This is a genomic window from Acidovorax bellezanensis (genome assembly GCF_025421555.1).
GTDB classification, from domain to species: domain Bacteria; phylum Pseudomonadota; class Gammaproteobacteria; order Burkholderiales; family Burkholderiaceae_C; genus Comamonas; species Comamonas bellezanensis.
The window spans coordinates 151,511-170,397 of record NZ_JAODYH010000005.1; the positions used below are offsets into that span (position 1 = coordinate 151,511).

An 18,887-nucleotide genomic window follows, 5' to 3' on the forward strand; every position below is an offset into this window, starting at 1 on the left:
GTCTTGATGCTTTCTTGATACCTGCCGGGTCCTTCTTGTCGATGACTTGATACCCCCCTGCCTAGCATGGGGCCATGTCAACGGGAGGAATCCATGGACTTCGTTTTTATCGCGCTCGGCGGGCTGATCTGGCTCGTCGCGTATGGGCTGGCGCAAGCGTGCGCGCGCCTGCTGGCTCCAGAGGCCCAATCATGAGCGGCTGGAGCATTCTGGCCGCCATCCTGGCCGCGGGCCTGCTGGTCTACCTCGTAGCAGTGCTGCTGCACCCGGAGGACTTTTCATGACCAACGGCGCATGGATACAACTGACGGCCTTCCTGGTCGTGCTGCTGGGCCTGGCCTGGCCATTGGCGCGTGCGATGGAGGCCGTGGTCGATGGCCGCTTCGCGCTGGGCCGGCGACTGGAAGCCCCGCTGTGGCGGCTGGCTGGCGTGCGCCCCGAGGAGGAAACCGGCTGGCTGCGCTACACCCTGGGCCTGCTGGTCTTCAACGGCCTGGGGCTGATCGCGGTCTACGCACTGCAGCGGCTGCAGAGCGCCCTGCCGCTCAACCCCCAGGGCTTTGGCGCGGTCTCGCCGGACTCGGCGTTCAACACCGCCATCAGCTTTGTCGCCAACACCAACTGGCAGGGCTATGGCGGCGAATCCACCATGGGCTATCTGGTGCAGATGCTGGCGCTCACGGTGCAGAACTTCCTGTCGGCGGCCACGGGCATCGTGGTCCTGCTGGCACTGGTGCGCGGCTTTGCGCGCCACTCCTCCAAGGTCATAGGCAATGTCTGGGTCGACCTCACGCGGGTCACGCTGTGGGTGCTGCTGCCCTTGTCGCTGGTGTTCGCGCTGGCGTTTGCCAGCCAGGGCGTGATCCAGAACCTGTCGCCCTATGTGCAAGCGCAGACGCTGGAGTCCCAGCAATGGCAGGCGCCCCGTCTGGATCCGCAAGGCCAGCCGCTGCTCGACGCCACGGGCCAGCCCCTGATGGAGCAGGCCAGCAGCGCCACCCAGACCCTGGCCATGGGGCCGGTCGCCTCGCAGCAGGCCATCAAGCTGCTGGGCACGAATGGCGGCGGCTTCTTCAATGCCAACTCGTCCCACCCCTACGAAAACCCGACGCCGCTGAGCAACTTCCTGCAGATGCTGGCGATCTTTCTGATCCCCGCGGCGCTGTGCTTCGTGTTCGGCCGACAGGTCGGTGACGCGCGCCAGGGCTTGGCGATTCTGGCGGCCATGACGCTGCTGTTCGTGGCCTTCGCCATACCGGCCACACTGGCCGAGCAACAGGGCAACCCGGCGCTCACCGCGCTGGGTGTGGACCAGATCGCCAGCAGCACGCAATCCGGCGGCAACATGGAAGGCAAGGAGGCACGTTTCGGCATCAACGCCAGCACGCTGTTTGCCGTTGTGACCACGGCGGCCAGCTGCGGCGCCGTCAACAGCATGCACGACAGCTATACGCCGCTGGGCGGCATGGTGCCGCTGGTGCTGATGCAGCTGGGCGAAGTGGTCTTCGGCGGCGTAGGCACGGGCCTGTACTCGATGCTGGTGTTCGCCCTGCTGGCGGTGTTCATCGCCGGCCTGATGATAGGCCGCACGCCCGAGTACCTGGGCAAGAAGATCGAGGCCCGCGAGATGAAGCTGGTGGCGATCGCCATCCTGGTCACGCCGCTGCTGGTGCTGCTGGGCACGGCCACGGCCGTGATGAGCGAAGCCGGCCGCGCCGGCATTCTGAACCCGGGTCCGCACGGCTTCTCCGAAGTGCTGTACGCACTGACCTCGGCGGCCAACAACAACGGCAGCGCCTTCGCCGGCCTGTCGGCCAACACGCCCTTCTACAACACGCTGCTGGGCCTGTCCATGTGGTTCGGACGCTTCGGCGTCATCGTTCCGGTGCTGGCCCTGGCCGGTGCGCTCGCGGCCAAGAAACGCCTGGCGGTCACCGAGGGCACGCTGCCCACGCACGGCCCGCTGTTTGTCGCGCTGCTGATGGGCACGGTGCTGCTGGTCGGCCTGCTGAACTACGTGCCCGCGCTGGCCCTGGGCCCGATTTCCGAACATTTGCTGCTGTGGCAGTCCACCAGGAGCCTGCCATGAGCCGCCCCACCCTCCACCTCTTCGATCCGGCGCTGGTCAAGCCCGCCCTGATCGCGGCCTTCGCCAAACTCGACCCGCGCGTGCAATGGCGCAACCCCGTGATGTTCGTCGTCTACGTGGGCAGCCTGTTCACCACGGCGCTGGCCATTGCCCAGCCCCAGGAATTCACGGCGGCCGTGACCCTGTGGCTGTGGTTCACCGTGCTGTTCGCCAACTTCGCCGAAGCCCTGGCCGAAGGCCGCAGCCAGGCGCAGGCCGCGGCGCTGCGCAGCCTCAAGAAGCAGACCTGGGCCAAGAAGCTGCGCGGCAGCTATGAGCGCAACTCGTCGCAGGACCCGCTGGCCTGGCTGCCCCTGGAAGCCGACCTGCTGCGCAAGGGCGATGTGGTGCTGATCGAGGCCGGCGACATCGTGCCGGCCGACGCTGAAGTCATCGACGGCGTGGCCTCGGTCGACGAGAGCGCCATCACCGGCGAATCGGCGCCCGTGATCCGCGAATCCGGCGGCGATTTCTCGGCCATCACCGGCGGCACCCGCGTGCTGTCCGACTGGCTGGTGGCGCGCGTTTCGGTCAATCCCGGCGAGACGTTTGTCGACCGCATGATTGCCATGGTCGAGAACGCCAAACGGCAGAAAACGCCCAACGAGATCGCGCTGACCATCCTGCTGGTGGCACTGACCCTGGTGTTCCTGGGCGTGGTGGTGACGCTGCTGCCGTTCTCGGTGTTCAGCGTCGCGGCCAATGGCAGCGGCGAGCCCGTGGGCCTGGTGGTGCTGGTCGCGCTGCTGGTGTGCCTGATCCCGACCACCATCGCCGGCCTGCTCAGCGCCATCGGCGTGGCCGGCATGAGCCGCATGATGCAGGCCAACGTGATCGCCACCTCGGGCCGCGCGGTGGAAGCCGCGGGCGACGTGGACGTGCTGCTGCTGGACAAGACCGGCACCATCACGCTGGGCAACCGCCAGGCCAGCGCCTTCATTCCCGCGCCCGGCGTGACGCAGGCCGAGCTGGCCGACGCCGCGCAACTGGCCTCGCTGGCCGACGAAACGCCCGAAGGCCGCAGCATCGTGGTGCTGGCCAAGCAGTTGTTCAATCTGCGCGAACGCGACGTCGCCGCCCTGGGCGCGCAGTTCGTGCACTTCACGGCCCAGACCCGCATGAGCGGCGTGGACCTGGACGGCGGACGCCAGTTGCGCAAGGGCGCGGCGGATGCCATCCGCAAGCATGTCGCGGCCCTGGGCGGCAGCTTTCCTTCAGCCCTGCAAAAGTCTGTCGAAGAAGTCGCGCGCCGCGGCAGCACGCCGCTGGTGGTCGCGGACGGTGTGCGCGTGCTGGGCGTGGTCGAGCTCAAGGACGTGGTCAAGGGCGGCATCAAGGAGCGCTTTGCCGAGCTGCGCCGCATGGGCATCAAGACCGTGATGGTGACCGGGGACAACCGCCTCACGGCCGCCGCCATCGCCGCCGAAGCCGGGGTCGACGACTTCCTGGCCGAAGCCACGCCCGAGGACAAGCTCGCGCTGATCCGCTCCCACCAGGCCGCGGGCCGGCTGGTGGCCATGACGGGCGACGGCACCAACGACGCTCCCGCGCTGGCCCAGGCCGACGTGGCCGTGGCCATGAACTCCGGCACCCAGGCCGCCAAGGAGGCCGGCAACATGGTGGACCTGGACAGCAACCCGACCAAGCTCATCGAGATCGTGGAAACCGGCAAGCAGATGCTGATGACGCGCGGGTCTCTCACCACGTTCAGCATCGCCAACGACCTGGCCAAGTATTTCGCCATCGTGCCCGCGGCCTTCGTCAGCACCTACCCCCAGCTGTCCGCGCTCAACGTGATGCAGCTGACCAGCCCGGCCTCGGCCATCCTCTCGGCGGTGGTCTTCAACGCGCTGATCATCGTCTTCCTGATCCCGCTGGCGCTCAAGGGCGTGCGCTACCGCGCCGTCGGCGCCGCCGCGCTGCTGCGCCGCAACCTGGCCCTCTACGGCCTGGGCGGCGTGATCGTCCCCTTCATCGGCATCAAGCTCATCGACATGGCCATCGCCGCGCTCGGCCTGGCCTGAAGTCCCACTGCAATCGGAGCATCCCATGGTGAATTCTTCTTCCTCTCCCCAGCCGGCCACGCCAGCGCCCACAGGCAGCATCCTGCGCCCGGCGCTGACGCTGTTCGCCGTGCTCTCGCTGGCCTGCGGCCTGCTCTACCCCCTGGCCGTCACCGGCCTGGCCCAGGCGGTGTTTCCGCACGAGGCCCAGGGCAGCCTGGTGGTCCGTGGCGGCCAGGTCATGGGCTCGACGCTGATCGGCCAGTCGTTCACCGATCCCAAGCACTTCTGGGGCCGGCCTTCGGCCACCGCCCCCATGGCCTACAACGCCGCGGCCTCGGGCGGCTCCAACCTGGGTCCGTCCCACCCGGCGCTGGCCGACGCGGTGCAGGCGCGGATCGCGGCCCTGCGCGCGGCCGATCCGGGCAATACCGCGCCCGTGCCCGTGGACCTGGTCACGGCCTCGAGCAGCGGGCTGGACCCCGACATCAGCCGCGCGGGCGCCGACTACCAGGTGGCCCGCGTGGCCCGCGCCCGCGGCCTGCCGCAGGCACAGGTCCAGGCCCTGGTCGAACGCCATACCGAAACGCCCTGGATGGGTTTTCTGGGCGAGCCACGGGTGCATGTGTTGCCGCTCAACCTCGCGCTGGACCAGCTGGCCCAGCCCGCCACCCGGCCGTGATAATCCAGTCTTGACACCTCCGCGAAAAGGGCGAGCCCCATGTTGATTCCCGGCGATTCCGTGCGCCCCGACCCCGACGCGCTGCTGGCGCGCATGCGCGCGCAGGAAGCCCAGGCGCGGCGCGGGCGCTTGAAGATTTTCTTTGGCGCTTCGGCCGGCGTGGGCAAGACCTGCGCCATGCTGATGGCGGCGCAAGCCGCCCAGGAGCAGGGCACGGCGCTGATCGTGGGCGTGGTCGAGACCCACGGCCGCGCGGACACCGAAGCCATGGCGCGCGAACTGGCGCAACTGCCGCCGCGCATGCTGCCCTACAAGGACCGCATGCTGCCCGAGTTCGACCTCGACGCCGCGCTGGCCTTCGGCGCCCAGCATCCTGGCGCGCTGATACTGGTGGACGAGCTGGCGCACAGCAACGTCGCCGGCTCGCGCCACCCCAAGCGCTGGCAGGATGTCGAGGAGCTGCTGGACACCGGCCTGGATGTCTGGACGACCATGAACGTCCAGCACCTCGAAAGCCTCAACGACATCGTCAGCGGCATCACCGGCATACGGGTCTGGGAGACCGTTCCCGATCACCTGTTCGACAACGCCGACGAAGTGGTGGTCGTGGACCTGCCGCCCGACGAACTGCTCACGCGCCTCAAGGAAGGCAAGGTCTATCTGCGCCCACAGGCCGAGCGCGCGGCCGGTCATTTCTTCCGCAAAGGCAATCTGCTGGCACTGCGCGAGCTTGCCTTGCGCCGCACCGCCGACCGCGTGGACGACGAAATGCGCGCCTACCGCCGGGCCGGCGCCATCCAGCCGATCTGGGCCAATCGCGAAGCCCTGCTGGCCTGCATAGGCCCGGGTGCGCACGCCGAAAAAGTGGTGCGCACCTGCGCGCGGCTCGCGGCCCAGCTGAGCGTGCCCTGGCATGCGGTGCATGTGGAAACGCCGGCGACGCTGCAGCTTCCCGCCGCGCGCTACGACCACGCCTTGCGCGTGCTCAAGCTGGCCCAGGAACTGGGCGCGACCACGGCCACGCTGTCCGCGCCCGATGCGGCGACGGCCCTGGTGCGCTATGCGCGCGAAAACAACCTGGCGCGACTGGTGCTGGGCCGGCGCGCCCGCCCGCGCTGGTTCTGGCAGCAGTCGCTGACCGAACGCATCGCGCACGCCGCCGACGACCTGGACGTGCTGCAGGTGGCGCTGCCGGCCGCCACGCGCGCCGCGGCACCCACGCCCCCGCCCCATGCCGGACAGACGCCAACGTGGCCCTGGCAGGGCTATGCCGCCGCCGTACTGGCCTGCTTGGCCATGACCGTTCTGGCCGCACCGCTCAACGAGCTGCTGGAGCTGAGCAACATCGTCCTGCTGTACCTGCTGGTGGTGGTCGGCGTGGGACTGTATTTCGGGCGCGGCCCGGCCGTGCTCGCGGCATTTCTAGGCGTCGGGCTGTTTGATTTCTACTTCGTCGTGCCGCGCTTTTCCTTCGCCGTCAGCGATGTGCAATACCTGCTGACGTTCAGCGTGATGCTGGTCGTGGCCCTGGTCGTGGGCCAGCTGACGGCGGGTCTCAAAGTGCAGGCCGAAGCCGCCACCCAGCGCGAGCACCGGGTGCGCAGCCTCTACGACATGTCACGCGACCTTTCTGCCGCCCTGCTGCCCGAGCAGGTGGCCGCCATAGGCGCACGCTTTCTGCTGGCCGAATTCGGCGCGCAGTCCACGCTGCTGGCGGCCGACGACAACGACCACCTGCAAGCCCTGCCCGGCGGGCGCGCGGCGGTGGACATGGGCGTGGCGCAATGGGCTTACGACCGCGGCGAAGCGGCCGGCCATGGCACCCATACCCTGCCCTCGAGCCCCTGCCTGGTGGTGCCGCTCAAGGCCCCCATGCGCCTGCGCGGCGTGCTGGCGCTGCAGCCCAGCGACACCCGGCCCTGGGGCCCCGAGCAGCGCCGCCTGCTCGACACCTGCGCCTCCCTGCTGGCGATCTCGCTGGAGCGCATCCACTACATCGACGTCGCGCGGGTCAGCACGGTGCAGATCGAATCCGAGCGCCTGCGCAACTCCCTGCTGTCGACCATTTCCCACGATCTGCGCACGCCGCTGGCCTCGCTGGTCGGCCTGGCCGAAACGCTGGACCTGACCCCGCCCGCGCTCAGTGACGCGCAGCGCGAAGTGACCGAAGCCATCAAGGCCTCGGCCCTGCGCATGAATGCCCTGGTGAACAAGCTGCTGGACATGGCGCGGCTGCAATCGGGCGTGGTGCAGTTGCACCGCGCCTGGCAGCCGCTGGAAGAAGTCGTGGGCAGCGCGCTGGCCGCCTGCGCACCGTCGCTCGCGGGGCGCGACATCCGCACGGCCCTGCCGCATGACCTGCCGCTGCTGCACCTCGATGCCGTGCTGATGGAGCGGGTGCTGGTCAACCTGCTGGAAAATGCCGCGAAATTCACGCCCCCGGGCAGCGCCATCGTCATCGGCGCGCAAGCGCGCAGCAACGACGTGCTGATCACCGTGGACGACCACGGCCCCGGTCTGCCCAACGGACGCGAAGAGCGGATTTTCGAGAAATTCGAGCGCGGCCAGCGCGAAAGCGCCACCCCGGGTGTAGGCCTGGGACTGGCCATCTGTCGCGCCATTGTGCTGGCCCATGGCGGGCGTATTTACGGCGAAAATCGGATCCAGGACGGTCAGACCTGCGGCGCACGCTTTGCCATGGTGCTGCCGCGCGGCGAGCCGCCCACTGACGACGGCACCGAACCCCGAGAACCCGCATGAATGCTCCTGGCCGACACATCCTCATCGTGGAAGACGAGGCGGATATCCGCCGCTTTGTCCGCCTGACGCTCAGCGCCGAAGGCCACACCGTGCATGAGGCCGACACGCTGCAGCGCGGGCTGATAGAAGCCGGCACGCGCCGCCCCGACCTGGTGGTGCTGGACCTGGGCCTGCCGGATGGCGATGGCGTGGACCTGATCCGCGACCTGCGCCAATGGTCCTCGATGCCGGTGATCGTGCTGTCGGCGCGCAGCGCCGAAGCCGACAAGATCGCGGCCCTCGATGCAGGCGCCGACGACTACCTGGTCAAGCCGTTTGGCGCGGGGGAATTGATGGCGCGCGTGCGCGCCCAGCTGCGCCGGCATTTGCAACAGGGCGAAGGCGGCGTGCCGCAGATTCTGTTCGGGGAAGTGTGCATAGACCTGGTGCGCCGCAACGTGGAGCGCGCGGGCCAGGCCTTGCACCTGACGCCCATCGAATACAAGCTGCTGACCCATCTGGCCTCACAGCCCGATCGCGTGATCACCCACCAGCAATTGCTCAAGACCGTGTGGGGACCGGGCCACGCCGAAGACACGCACTACGTGCGCGTGCACATGGCCAACCTGCGCAAGAAGATCGAGCACAACCCGTCCATGCCGCGACACCTGGTCACCGAAGCCGGCATTGGCTACCGTTTTGTACCCTGAATGGGTTCGTCCGGTCAGTGGATGGCGCTCGCGCCGGCCGCACCCCATGCAACTGGCGCGGCCCAGCAAGGGGGCAGCGAGCAAGCGCCGTCGCGCAGCGAGGCTGCCGCCCCCCTCCACCGAAGGATGAGAGGGGGGAGCGGCGTAAGCCGCTCAGGGGGTGTCTCTGACCACTTGCGCCGAGGCCGGCAGGCCGAAGATCTGGTCGAACGCCCAGTTGAAGACGAAGGTGTAGACCAGGAAGAACAGCAGCAGCCCCACATCCATGAGGAAGGCCTGCCACAGACTCACCTTGAACCACCAGGCGAACAGCGGCACCAGCATCACCACCAGGCCGCCCTCCATGCCCAGCGCATGGGCGATGCGTCGCCACACGCTGCGCCCGCGCTGGGCCTGGCGCGCTTCCCAGCGCTCGAACAGGCCGTTCCAGACCACGTTCCAGCCCACGGCGATGGCCGAAGTCACGACGGCGATGAAGCTCGAATGGGCGGCGCTTTCGCCCGTCATGGCCGCGAGGCCGAAAGAGGTCGCCACAATGGCCAGCAGCTCGAAGAGACCGACATAGACCACGCGGCGCCAAGGCCCTTGCAGCTGGAATTTGGAAGAGGAAACAATCGTAGACATGCTGCGAATGTATATGGATTTATCTGACACTAAAAGTTAGGTTGTTTCAGTTTTACTGACAGATAGCTTGCTCAGGCCGTGACCTGCACCGCTTGCAGCTGGGCCGATGCCGGCAGGCCGAAAATGCGGTCAAAAGTCCAGTTGAAGACGAAGGTATAGCCCAGGAAGAACAGCAGCAGCCACAGGTCCATGATGAAGGCCTGCCACAGGCTGACTTCGAACCACCAGGCGAACAAGGGCACGAGGATCAGCACCAGGCCGCCTTCCATGCCCAGTGCATGGGCGATGCGCCGCCACACGCTGCGCCCGCGCTGGGCCTGGCGTGCTTCCCAGCGCTCGAACAAGTGGTTCCAGATCACGTTCCAGGCCACGGCGATGGCCGCCGTCACCATGGCGATGAGGCTGGAGTGGGCCGCGCTCTCGCCCGTCATGGCCGAGAGGCCGAAGGAAGTCGCCATCACGGCAAACAGTTCGTACAGCGAGACATAGACCACGCGGCGCCATGGCCCTTGGAGCCGCAATTTGGAAGAAGAAATCGTCAAAGGCATAGAGTTCATTTATATTTATTTGATATTTAGATTTAAGTTATTTCAGTTTTTTTGATAGATCAAGCCATGGCTTTTTCCTCCGACAACGTTCACGTATTCCTTGCCGTGCTCGATCACGGTTCTTTCTCTGCTGCGGCACGCGCGCTGTCGCGCGTGCCTTCGGCCGTCAGCATGGCCATCGCCCACCTCGAGGCTGAGCTGCAACTCCATCTTTTCGACCGCACGGGGCGCGAGCCGCAACCCACGGCCAGCGCGCGTGCGCTGGAGCCCCAGGCCCGCCTGCTCGCCGCTCAGCTGCAGCAGCTCAACGGCCAGGCGCTGGCACTGACCCAGGGGCTGGAGCAACGGCTGAGCATCGCCATCGCGCCCGAGCTATTGGCTTCGCGTTGGACGGCCGCGCTGGCCGCCCTGGCCCAGGCCCATCCATTGCTGGAAGTCGAAGTGCTGGCCGCGCCCCAGGAGGACGCGCTGGCCATGCTGCACACCGGCCGCGCGCAGCTGGCACTGGTATTCGAGCGCCCCAGCCTCGACGGCCGCGAAGGCTTTCAGGAAGTCGGCAGCGACACGCTGATCGCCGTCATGGCGCCCAGCCACCCCGTGCTCGAAGCCGCGCGGGCGCAGGCGGCCACGCAGCAGCCGACCGGCCAGGCTTTGCCCGCCCTGTCGTTGAGCGAAGAACATTTGAAAACAACACGCCAGATCGTGGTCGCGAGCCGCGACCTGGGCCAGACCGATGCGCGCTTCGTTTATGCGCGCCACATCTGGCGTACCGACAACCACTTGGCCGCGCTGGGCTTGATCGAAGCCGGACTGGGCTGGGGCTGGCAGCCGCGCTCGTTGGTCGAGCCGCGGATTCAAGCGGGTACGCTGGTGGAAATGCCGTTTTCCAACCTCAGCAACGGCGTGCGCCTGTGGGTCGATGTGGTCTGGTCCAAGCAGCGCCCCATGGGCCTGGGTGCGCAGCTGTTTGTGCAATCCATGGCACAGCAGATAGCCGTGCCCTGATCTGGTCAGCCTTCGATCATAAATTGGCCGGTCTTTCGACGCCGAGCCAAGGTCTTACAGCTGCAGCCAGACCTCGCCAATGCCGTCGAAGCTGACATGCACCAGCTCGCCGGCCTGGGCCCGGGCCAGTCCCGCCCAGCTGCCCGTGGTGACCAGGGTTCCCGCGGGCACCGTGCCCCATTGCGCCGTCGCATGGCGCAGCCAGTCGGCCAGCAGCCAGGCCGGGTCGCCCAGCGAATGGGTGCCGGTATGCACACTGGTCTCGCCTGCGCCCATGCGCAGACGGCAGACCTGCTGGCGCCAGTCGGGCGCGGAGCGCGACAGATCGCAGGCCTGCCATTCACCCACCACCAGCGCGCCATGGCACAGCTGGTCGGCCATGGTCAGCAGCGGCGGGGCCGCGAACTGCTGCAGCCAGCGCGACTCCACCACTTCGATGCTCACGGCCATGGCGTCGACCAGGTGCGCGGCCTCGCCCGCGACCAACTGCTGCGCCTGCTCGGACGTGACGTCCTGGCCCAGGCGCAGCGCGATTTCAGCCTCGATGCCGCGGGTATGCAAAGGCCAGGCACCCGCGTTCGCCGGGCTGGGCCAGACGCCGGCCGGCGGCAGCGGCGCATGGGTCAGCACCGCGCCGCGCGCCGCCCCGCCCGACTTCCAGGCCCGGGGCGCGGCATCCGCAAACCAGCCCAGTTGCCGGGCCACGGCCTGCTGCACGGCATAGGCTTCGCCAGGACTGGCCAGACTCGTGGCCAGTGGCAGGGCATCGGCCAGGCGGGCCTGCTGGCGCGCCTGCACCAGGGTTGCGGAAACAGCTTGTACGGACATGGACTTCCTTGGCAGAAAAAATGCAACGAGATGCAGCATTTTGCGCAGAAAAATGCACCCTGGCGCAGGCCATCCCGCAGGAAGAAGCATGGTTATGCGTAAAAAACATAGCAAGCAAAGCAAGCGGCGTTGGACAAGCTGCGCCGGCAGGAATAAGCTGAAAAACGGTCATCCATTTGTTGACCACCGCTTCAAACGCTTTGGAATATTCCATGCAAAACACTCCTGCATCCCCTTCGACCAGCCCTCTGCCGGTCCATGCCCTGCCCTCCTACCTGCAAGCCGACAAGCTCGGCCCCTGGGGCATTTACCTGCAGCAAATCGACCGCGTCACGCCCTATCTGGGCCACCTGGCCCGCTGGGTCGAAACGCTCAAGCGCCCCAAACGCGCGCTGATCGTTGACGTACCCATCGAACTGGACAACGGCACCATCGCCCACTTCGAAGGCTACCGCGTACAGCACAACACCAGCCGCGGCCCAGGCAAGGGCGGCGTGCGTTTTCACCAGGACGTGACGCTGTCCGAAGTGATGGCCTTGTCGGCCTGGATGTCGATCAAGAACGCGGCCGTGAACGTGCCCTACGGCGGTGCCAAGGGTGGCGTCCGCGTCGATCCCAAGACGCTGTCCAAGGGTGAACTCGAACGCCTCACACGACGCTACACCAGCGAAATCGGCATCATCATCGGCCCCAACAAGGACATCCCTGCTCCCGACGTCAACACGAACGAGCAGATCATGGCCTGGATGATGGACACCTACTCCATGAACACCGGCTCCACGGCCACGGGTGTGGTCACGGGCAAGCCCGTGGACCTGGGCGGCTCGCTGGGCCGGCGCGAAGCCACGGGCCGCGGCGTGTTCACCGTCGGCGTCGAAGCGGCACGCCACACCGGCTTGCGCATTGAAGGCGCGCGCCTGGCCGTGCAAGGCTTCGGCAATGTCGGCGGCACCGCCGCCAAGCTGTTCTGCGAAGCCGGCGCCAAGCTGGTGGCCGTGCAGGACCACAGCGGCACCATCCACAACGATCTGGGTATCGATGTGCCGGCGCTGCTGCGCCACGTGCAGCTCAGCGGCGGCGTGGGCGGTTTCGCCGGTGCCGACGTGATGGCCAAGGACGAGTTCTGGGGCGTCAATTGCGACATCCTGATCCCCGCCGCGCTCGAAGGCCAGATCCACCTGGCCAACGCCGGCCAGATCAAGGCCAAGATGGTCATCGAAGGCGCCAACGGCCCGACCACGCCCGAAGCCGACGACATCCTGCACAACAACGGCGTGCTGGTGCTGCCCGACGTGATCGCCAATGCCGGCGGCGTCACCGTGAGCTACTTCGAATGGGTGCAGGATTTCTCCAGCTTCTTCTGGAGCGAAGACGAAATCAATGCCCGCCTGGTGCGCATCATGCAGGACGCTTTTGCCGGCGTCTGGCAGGTGGCCCAGGACCACAAGGTCAGCCTGCGCACCGCGACCTTCATCATCGCCTGCCAGCGCATCCTGCATGCGCGCGAAATGCGCGGTTTGTACCCTTAATCTGCGTGCTCCCCTTGCGCTGCGCCGCAGGGGGCTGATGCCCACGGGCCCGTGGTTCATACCGAACCGCGGGCCCGATTTTTTTGCGCGGCAGAACTCCTGTGCTGGCGCAGCGTCTTCAGGCAGATGCGGGGGCGGAGAAATAGCAGTCGTAGTTTTTTCACTGTCAGTTCGAAAGGAAGTAATCCTATAGACTCAATGACATCGATAGCATATAACTATTATGTCTTTTCAAACTATTCCACTTTTGAACACCATGAAAAAATTCATCAACAAGATCACCGCACTGCACGGCTACAACGAGTTCAAAGCTTCTATCAAGCAAAAGATCAACGCCGAAGTAGGCCGGGTAGCGAAGCGCTACAACGAAAAACAACAGGCTCAGCAGCCACAGGAAACCGAGGACGGAGCACAAGGCATGTGCAACGATCAACCGCAATTCAAGGCCCTTCCAACGACTGGCACCGATACGCCAACGTCCGCCGACACCAAGCTTGTCGCATCGCCGGGCGACCTTCCACAAGTGCCCCCCTCGGATACGCTGGTGCTGCACACCACTTCCCCATTGCCGCGGGAAACCGAAGTGGACACCGCCGATGTGCCGGCAAATCAGGTCGAGAGCACTCTCGCGAACACCCCCGACGCGCCGCCAGCCACCGACTTCGGCGACTCGTCCAATTTCAATGCCGATCCGGTCGTCACGGTCGGCACCCCGCAGGTGGAACACAGCTAAATCCGCGCCGCGGTGGCGCGCGCAATCAGGTCCCCGTCGGACCTATGCGCACGGACGCCCAGACGCGGTTCATTTCGGCACAGAACGGCTGGGCACAGCTGGCCTTGCCACGGTAAGGGCAACCCAGTTGCGTGCACAGGCCGGTGCGGCGTTCGGGCAGGCGCTGGTCTTCGCGCGGCTGCTGCCCGCTGGCCTGCAAGGCCGCCATCTGCAGCCAGGGATCGTTCTTGGCCTGCAGCGCCGCCTGGCCCTGCTGGGCCGCCTGCGCGGCCTGAGCGACTGCTGCACCGCCGGGCAACAAGCCCGTCCAGGCCGTCTGCGCGCTCTGCACCGCGGAAGGCAAGGGCTGGAAGTCCAGGCGCAGCAGCGCGCTGGTCAACAGCTTCTCTCCCGCCGGGCCTGTGCCCTGCATCACCAGCGCCAGCGTGCCCGATTCGAGCTGCTGCGGCGACGCCGCAAACGGCAGTTGCAGCCGTGCCAAGCCCGCGCCGGCCCCCGGGGTGAAAGGCGCGGCCGGCAGGGCCGTGGCGGCCTGCAGCTGGGCCCAGGCCTGGGGCACCTGCAAACTCAATGAAAAACTGCGCTCGCCTTGCGGCGTCTGCACCACGCCTTGCTGCACCAGCCAGTTCTGCAACGGCGGCAAGATCGGACGCGGCGCGGCCTCGGCCCCAACGGCTGCGGCACCTGTGCCCGTACCCGCCAAGGGGGCTGCGGCCGTGGCCGGGTTGGTCAACAGCACATTCAGCAAGGCCTTGGGCCAGGCCTGCACCGACACCAGTTGCTGGGGCCGCGGCAAGCTGGCCGTGGCCTGCTCCAGCAGGGCCGCGAGCATGGCCCGCAAGGCCGGGGCCACGCCTGCGGTCGGCCACTGGGGCGCGGCCGCCTGCGGACCCGACTGGACCTGGGTCACGAGCTGGGCGATCAGCGTCTGGAAAACCTGCAAGCGCAAGGCCTGCTGCGCCTGGGCCGACAGGCTCAACGCAGGCGTGACCGGCAGCGCGGGGACCACTGCCGGCGCCGCCGCCACGGGCGCCGCTGCGGCTGCGGGCAACACAGGGGATACGGTAGACGGCCCCCCAGCCGGCGGCAAGGGCAAATTCATGGCCCAGCGCTGCAGTTATCCATGGCGCTTGCACCACCCACGGCCCATGAAACTGGCGTGGCCCAGCTCAGAGGCAGCGAGGAAGGGCCGCCCCGCACCGAGGCTGCCGTCCCCCTCCACCGCAGGTTGAGAGGGGGAAGCGGCGCAGCCGCTCAGGGGGTGCTCCATTTCAAGCCTGGGCCGGGTAGAACAACGGCCGCGTAGGCGTGGTCCGCACGGCCTGGGCAATCGCGCCGATGTGCTCGGGCGTCGTGCCACAGCAGCCGCCGAGGATGTTGACCAGGCCTTCGGCCGCGAACTCGTGCACCAGGCGGCTGGTGACTTCGGGCGTTTCGTCAAAGCCGGTGTCGCTCATCGGGTTGGGCAGGCCAGCATTGGGGTAGCAGCTGATGAAGGTGTCGGGCGCGGCCTTGTGCAGCTCCTGGATGTAGGGGCGCATCAGCGCCGCGCCCAGCGCGCAGTTCAGGCCGATGGCCAGCGGGTTCGCGTGGCGCACGCTGTGCCAGAAAGCCGTCACGGTCTGGCCGCTCAGGATGCGGCCCGAGGCGTCGGTGACCGTGCCGCTGATCAGGATGGGCAGGCATTCGCCGCTCTGCTCGAACGCTTCGTCCACGGCGAACAGCGCGGCCTTGGCGTTGAGCGTGTCGAAAATGGTTTCGACCAGGATCACGTCGGCGCCGCCTTCGATCAGCGCCAGCGTCTGCTCGAGGTAGGCGCGGCGCAGCGTCTCGAAGTCGACGTTGCGTGCACCCGGGTCGTTGACGTCGGGGCTGATGCTGGCCGTCTTGGGCGTGGGGCCCAGGGCACCGGCCACATAGCGCGGATGGTCGGGCGTGCTGTACTTGTCGCAGGCCGCGCGCGCCAGTTGGGCCGAGCGCAGGTTCATTTCGCGCGCCAGATGGCCCAGCAGGTAGTCGTCCTGGGCCACGGTGGTGGCGCCAAAGGTATTGGTTTCGATCAGGTCGGCGCCCGCGGCCAGGTAGCGTTCGTGGATGTCGCGGATCACGTCGGGGCGGGTCAGGCTCAGCAATTCATTGTTGCCCTTGACGTCGCGCGGCAGATCCGCAAAGCGGTCGCCCACGGCATCGGGCCCCGTATAGCCTGCGCCACGGTACTGCGCTTCGCCCAGCTTGAAACGCTGGATCATGGTGCCCATGGCGCCATCGAGGATGGCGATGCGGCGGGCAAGGGTGGCGGGCAGGTCTTTGGCGCGGGTGTAGTGGGGCAGGCTCATGCCGCCGATTGTAGGAAATTGGATGCTGTCCCGTCGCTGGCCGCGGCTTTCCCTCAACCGCCGAGGCGAATCCGCCGCCGCCGGGCCGCCCCAAGGCGGCGGACGGCCCCCCTCGGGGGGCAGCGGCTACGCGAAGCGAGCAAGCGTGGGGGCCATGTACAGCGCTCGCGCCATGCGAAACGTGAGGTTCCAGCGCTCGGAACCGAGCAGTGGGTGGAGACCGTCCTTGAGCGGACTGACACCGTGGAAGGTCATGCGCGACGCGCCGCCCCAGACCAGCACGTCGCCATGTTCGAGCTGCATGCGGCGCACGCGGTCGCTGCGCTGCAGGCCGCCCCAGAGGAAAGTCGCCGGCAGGCCCAGCGAGATGGAGACGATGGGCGCGCTGGCGTCGCGCTCGTCCGCGTCGCGGTGCAGCGACATCCTGGCGCCGGGCGCGTAGCGGTTGATCAGGCAGGCATCGGGCACAAAGCCCGGGTAGCCCGCGGCGGCGGCCGCCGCACCGGCCTGGTCGCTGAGCCAGCCGGGCATGGCCGGCCAGGGCTGGCCGCTGAGCGGATCGGTGGCGCGGTAGGCGTAGCCGCTGGCATCCGACACCCAGCCCCAGTCGCCGCAATTGCTGGTGGCCACCGACATGCTGGCGCCGCCGGGCGTGCGCATCACGCGCCACGGCGCCTGGGCCACCACGGCCTGCACGCACTGCACCCAGCGCGTGGCCTCGGCCGCGGCCCAGCCGGGCAGCAGCAACGCGCCAGCGTCCAGCGGGATGGGCGGATCGTCGGCCGGACCGAACAGCCGCAGGCCGTCGGCCAGGGGAGCAGAAGAGGGTGGGGACATGGGTCCAGCAGCAACAGACGTAAGAGAGCATTGTAGGAAGGCCCGCGCCAACCCCTGGTGTATTGAGGGGAGCGCACAATAAGCACTTCCCTGGCCCCTGCCATCTCCGGTTGCACGCATGCGTTTGAACCAGGATGGATGGTCGCTTTCAGCCATCTTTTCGAGAGTTTTCGCTTGTCCACCGCGCAGTCCGTATTGCAAGAAGTTTTTGGCTACGACCAGTTCCGTGGCCCGCAGGCGGCGATCGTCAGCCATGTGATTGCCGGCGGCGACGCGCTGGTGCTGATGCCCACGGGCGGGGGCAAGAGCCTGTGCTACCAGGTGCCGGCCATCGTGCGCCAGCAGCAGGGGCTGGGCGTGACCATCGTGGTCTCGCCACTGATCGCGCTGATGCACGACCAGGTGGGTGCGCTGCACGAAGCCGGCGTGGACGCGGCTTTTCTCAACTCCACGCTGTCGTACGAGCAGACGCAGGAAGTCGAGCTGCGCATGCAGACCGGCGACATCACCTTGCTGTACGCCGCGCCCGAGCGGCTCAACACGCCGCGTTTTCTGGGCCTGCTCGATGGCCTGTACGAAGCCGGCCAGCTGTCGATGTTCGCCATCGACGAAGCGCATTGCGTGAGCCAGTGGGGCCATGATTTCCGGCCCGAATACCGTGCGCTCACGGTGCTGCACGAACGCTATGCCGGCGTGCCGCGCATCGCCCTCACGGCCACGGCCGATGCGCTCACGCGCGCCGACATCGTCGAGCGCCTGCAACTGGAAGAAGCCGGCCAGTTCGTCAGCAGCTTCGACCGCCCCAACATCCGCTACACCATCGTCGAGAAGAAAGACGCCACGGCCCAGCTGCAGCGCTTCATCCAGACCGAGCACCAGGGCGACGCGGGCGTGGTCTATTGCCAGTCGCGCAAGCGCGTCGAGGAGCTGGCCCAGACGCTGCAGAACGCCGGCCTCTCGGCCCTGCCCTACCACGCAGGCCTGCCCGTGGAAACGCGCCAGCGCCACCAGGACCGCTTCCTGCGCGAGGAAGGCATCGTGATGTGCGCGACCATCGCTTTCGGCATGGGCATAGACAAGCCCGACGTGCGCTTCGTGGCCCATGTCGACATGCCCAAGAACATCGAAGGCTACTACCAGGAAACCGGCCGCGCGGGCCGCGACGGTCTGCCAGCCCACGCCTGGATGGCCTACGGCCTCAACGACGTGGTCAACCAGCGGCGCATGATCGACGAAAGCCCGGCCGAGGAAACCTTCAAGCAGGTGATGCGCGGCAAGCTCGACGCGCTGCTCGCGCTGGCCGAAGCCACCGATTGCCGCCGCCAGCGCCTGCTGGGCTATTTCGGCGAAGACTCCACGCCCTGCGGCAACTGCGACAACTGCCTGAACCCGCCCGCGGTCTGGGACGGCACGGACGCCGCGCGCAAGCTGCTGTCGACCATTTACCGCGTGCACGAAGCCTGCCAGCTGACGTTCGGCACGGGCCACATCATGGACGTGCTGCGCGGCAAGGACACCGAGAAAGTGCGCCAATACGGCCACCAGAGCCTGTCGACCTTCGGCCTCGGCGCCCAGTACTCCGAAGCGCAATTGCGCGGCGTGCTGCGCCAGCTGCTGGCCACGGGCGCTTTAGGCCTGCACAAGGTCACCAGCGACAGCGGCCACAGCTTCGACACCCTGGCGCTGACGCCGGGCTCGCGCGCCGTGCTGCGCGGCGACGCCCAGGTGATGCTGCGCGAAGCCACGGCCAGCGCCGCCAAGCGCACGCGCAAGGCGCCGCAGGCCAACGTCGCGGCGCTCAACCTCGGGCCCGATGCCCAGGTGCGCTTCATCAACCTCAAGGCCTGGCGCGCCGAAGTGGCCCGCGAGCACAACCTGCCGGCCTATGTGATCTTCCACGACGCCACGCTGGCCGCCATCGCCGAGCGCCACCCGGCCAGCCTGGACGACCTGCACGGCATCCCCGGCATGGGCGCCAAGAAGCTCGAAGCCTACGGCGCCGAAGTGCTGCGCGTGAGCCAGTCGGGCAGCTGAGGCAAAACGCGCCCATGGATGTCATGGGGGGCTTCGCCCCCCAGCGCGGCTACGCGCAGCGAGCAAGCGTGGGGGCCATATCCACTTTCTCCACAATTCGCACACAAAGGCTCGACAGGCCATCAAGGTTGACCCAGCAGACTGCCACAGC

At 67.4% G+C, this 18,887-nt stretch carries 16 protein-coding genes; 10 read left to right on the forward strand and 6 right to left on the reverse strand.

From position 1 onward, the window contains the following. Window positions 1-191 precede the first annotated feature (191 nt). Genes kdpF through kdpE form a run of 6 tightly spaced genes read left to right on the forward strand, consistent with a single transcriptional unit; the run spans window position 192 to window position 8,262 of the window. Window positions 192-284, forward strand: a complete 93-nt coding sequence (gene kdpF, locus N0K08_RS12190) for a K(+)-transporting ATPase subunit F (RefSeq protein WP_261500625.1) — start codon at window positions 192-194, stop codon at window positions 282-284. Then, complete coding sequence (gene kdpA, locus N0K08_RS12195) at window positions 281-2,089, forward strand: potassium-transporting ATPase subunit KdpA (protein ID WP_261500626.1); 1,809 nt, start codon at window positions 281-283, stop codon at window positions 2,087-2,089. The genes kdpF and kdpA overlap by 4 nt, the downstream gene beginning before the upstream one ends. Further along, on the forward strand, window positions 2,086-4,152 hold the full coding sequence (gene kdpB, locus N0K08_RS12200) for a potassium-transporting ATPase subunit KdpB (protein WP_261500627.1): 2,067 nt from the start codon (window positions 2,086-2,088) through the stop codon (window positions 4,150-4,152). The genes kdpA and kdpB overlap by 4 nt, the downstream gene beginning before the upstream one ends. Before the next feature lie 25 nt (window positions 4,153-4,177). Continuing rightward, on the forward strand, window positions 4,178-4,813 hold the full coding sequence (gene kdpC / locus N0K08_RS12205) for a potassium-transporting ATPase subunit KdpC (protein ID WP_261500628.1): 636 nt from the start codon (window positions 4,178-4,180) through the stop codon (window positions 4,811-4,813). Between the two features lie 39 nt (window positions 4,814-4,852). Then, window positions 4,853-7,573, forward strand: coding sequence for a DUF4118 domain-containing protein (locus tag N0K08_RS12210; protein ID WP_261500629.1), 2,721 nt, complete (start codon window positions 4,853-4,855; stop codon window positions 7,571-7,573). After that, on the forward strand, window positions 7,570-8,262 hold the full coding sequence (gene kdpE, locus N0K08_RS12215) for a two-component system response regulator KdpE (RefSeq protein ID WP_261500630.1): 693 nt from the start codon (window positions 7,570-7,572) through the stop codon (window positions 8,260-8,262). Before N0K08_RS12210 ends, kdpE begins: the two co-directional genes overlap by 4 nt. A gap of 153 nt (window positions 8,263-8,415) precedes the next feature. Here the strand turns inward: kdpE and N0K08_RS12220 are convergent, their stop codons facing one another. Next, window positions 8,416-8,853: a PACE efflux transporter gene (locus tag N0K08_RS12220; protein ID WP_261500890.1), complete on the reverse strand. Its 438-nt coding sequence runs from the start codon at window positions 8,851-8,853 to the stop codon at window positions 8,416-8,418. A 104-nt stretch (window positions 8,854-8,957) separates the two neighbouring features. Next, entirely contained in the window at window positions 8,958-9,434 is a 477-nt protein-coding gene (locus tag N0K08_RS12225; RefSeq protein ID WP_261500631.1) for a PACE efflux transporter, read from the reverse strand. 66 nt (window positions 9,435-9,500) lie between these two features. Here N0K08_RS12225 and N0K08_RS12230 point away from each other — a divergent pair, with 66 nt between their 5' ends. Further along, window positions 9,501-10,439: a LysR family transcriptional regulator gene (locus N0K08_RS12230; protein ID WP_261500632.1), complete on the forward strand. Its 939-nt coding sequence runs from the start codon at window positions 9,501-9,503 to the stop codon at window positions 10,437-10,439. A gap of 54 nt (window positions 10,440-10,493) precedes the next feature. Here N0K08_RS12230 and N0K08_RS12235 read toward each other — a convergent pair whose 3' ends face one another. Further along, window positions 10,494-11,267 carry a fumarylacetoacetate hydrolase family protein gene (locus N0K08_RS12235; protein ID WP_261500633.1) on the reverse strand — a complete coding sequence of 258 codons (774 nt, stop codon included), beginning with the start codon at window positions 11,265-11,267 and terminating at the stop codon, window positions 10,494-10,496. Between the two features lie 212 nt (window positions 11,268-11,479). Here N0K08_RS12235 and N0K08_RS12240 point away from each other — a divergent pair, with 212 nt between their 5' ends. Then, entirely contained in the window at window positions 11,480-12,796 is a 1,317-nt protein-coding gene (locus tag N0K08_RS12240) for a Glu/Leu/Phe/Val family dehydrogenase (protein WP_261500634.1), read from the forward strand. Window positions 12,797-13,052: 256 nt separating this feature from the next. Then, window positions 13,053-13,529: a hypothetical protein gene (locus N0K08_RS12245; protein ID WP_261500635.1), complete on the forward strand. Its 477-nt coding sequence runs from the start codon at window positions 13,053-13,055 to the stop codon at window positions 13,527-13,529. Between the two features lie 25 nt (window positions 13,530-13,554). On the opposite strand, the gene N0K08_RS12250 is transcribed toward N0K08_RS12245, so the two are convergent. The 3 genes from N0K08_RS12250 to alkB form a co-directional block, all read right to left on the reverse strand. Next, window positions 13,555-14,631, reverse strand: coding sequence for a Fe-S oxidoreductase (locus N0K08_RS12250; RefSeq protein ID WP_261500636.1), 1,077 nt, complete (start codon window positions 14,629-14,631; stop codon window positions 13,555-13,557). A 169-nt stretch (window positions 14,632-14,800) separates the two neighbouring features. Then, window positions 14,801-15,865 (reverse strand): homocysteine S-methyltransferase family protein, encoded by a 1,065-nt coding sequence (locus N0K08_RS12255; protein WP_261500637.1) that lies wholly within the window; start codon window positions 15,863-15,865, stop codon window positions 14,801-14,803. A 126-nt stretch (window positions 15,866-15,991) separates the two neighbouring features. Further along, window positions 15,992-16,702: a DNA oxidative demethylase AlkB gene (gene alkB, locus N0K08_RS12260; protein ID WP_261500638.1), complete on the reverse strand. Its 711-nt coding sequence runs from the start codon at window positions 16,700-16,702 to the stop codon at window positions 15,992-15,994. A gap of 174 nt (window positions 16,703-16,876) precedes the next feature. Here alkB and recQ point away from each other — a divergent pair, with 174 nt between their 5' ends. Then, a complete protein-coding gene (gene recQ, locus N0K08_RS12265) occupies window positions 16,877-18,736 on the forward strand; it encodes a DNA helicase RecQ (RefSeq protein ID WP_261500639.1) in 1,860 nt (619 codons plus the stop codon). The last annotated feature ends 151 nt before the right edge of the window (window positions 18,737-18,887 follow it).

Excerpts from the sequence above, each read along its gene's own strand:
- kdpA (WP_261500626.1), top strand. The coding sequence starts at position 281 with ATGACCAACGGCGCATGGATACAACTGACGGCCTTCCTGGTCGTGCTG.
- N0K08_RS12240 (WP_261500634.1), top strand. The coding sequence starts at position 11,480 with ATGCAAAACACTCCTGCATCCCCTTCGACCAGCCCTCTGCCGGTCCAT.
- N0K08_RS12250 (WP_261500636.1), bottom strand. The coding sequence starts at position 14,631 with ATGAATTTGCCCTTGCCGCCGGCTGGGGGGCCGTCTACCGTATCCCCT.
- N0K08_RS12245 (WP_261500635.1), top strand. The coding sequence starts at position 13,053 with ATGAAAAAATTCATCAACAAGATCACCGCACTGCACGGCTACAACGAG.
- alkB (WP_261500638.1), bottom strand. The coding sequence starts at position 16,702 with ATGTCCCCACCCTCTTCTGCTCCCCTGGCCGACGGCCTGCGGCTGTTC.
- kdpF (WP_261500625.1), top strand. The coding sequence starts at position 192 with ATGAGCGGCTGGAGCATTCTGGCCGCCATCCTGGCCGCGGGCCTGCTG.
- kdpE (WP_261500630.1), top strand. The coding sequence starts at position 7,570 with ATGAATGCTCCTGGCCGACACATCCTCATCGTGGAAGACGAGGCGGAT.
- N0K08_RS12230 (WP_261500632.1), top strand. The coding sequence starts at position 9,501 with ATGGCTTTTTCCTCCGACAACGTTCACGTATTCCTTGCCGTGCTCGAT.
- N0K08_RS12235 (WP_261500633.1), bottom strand. The coding sequence starts at position 11,267 with ATGTCCGTACAAGCTGTTTCCGCAACCCTGGTGCAGGCGCGCCAGCAG.
- kdpB (WP_261500627.1), top strand. The coding sequence starts at position 2,086 with ATGAGCCGCCCCACCCTCCACCTCTTCGATCCGGCGCTGGTCAAGCCC.
- kdpC (WP_261500628.1), top strand. The coding sequence starts at position 4,178 with ATGGTGAATTCTTCTTCCTCTCCCCAGCCGGCCACGCCAGCGCCCACA.
- N0K08_RS12255 (WP_261500637.1), bottom strand. The coding sequence starts at position 15,865 with ATGAGCCTGCCCCACTACACCCGCGCCAAAGACCTGCCCGCCACCCTT.
- N0K08_RS12225 (WP_261500631.1), bottom strand. The coding sequence starts at position 9,434 with ATGCCTTTGACGATTTCTTCTTCCAAATTGCGGCTCCAAGGGCCATGG.
- N0K08_RS12210 (WP_261500629.1), top strand. The coding sequence starts at position 4,853 with ATGTTGATTCCCGGCGATTCCGTGCGCCCCGACCCCGACGCGCTGCTG.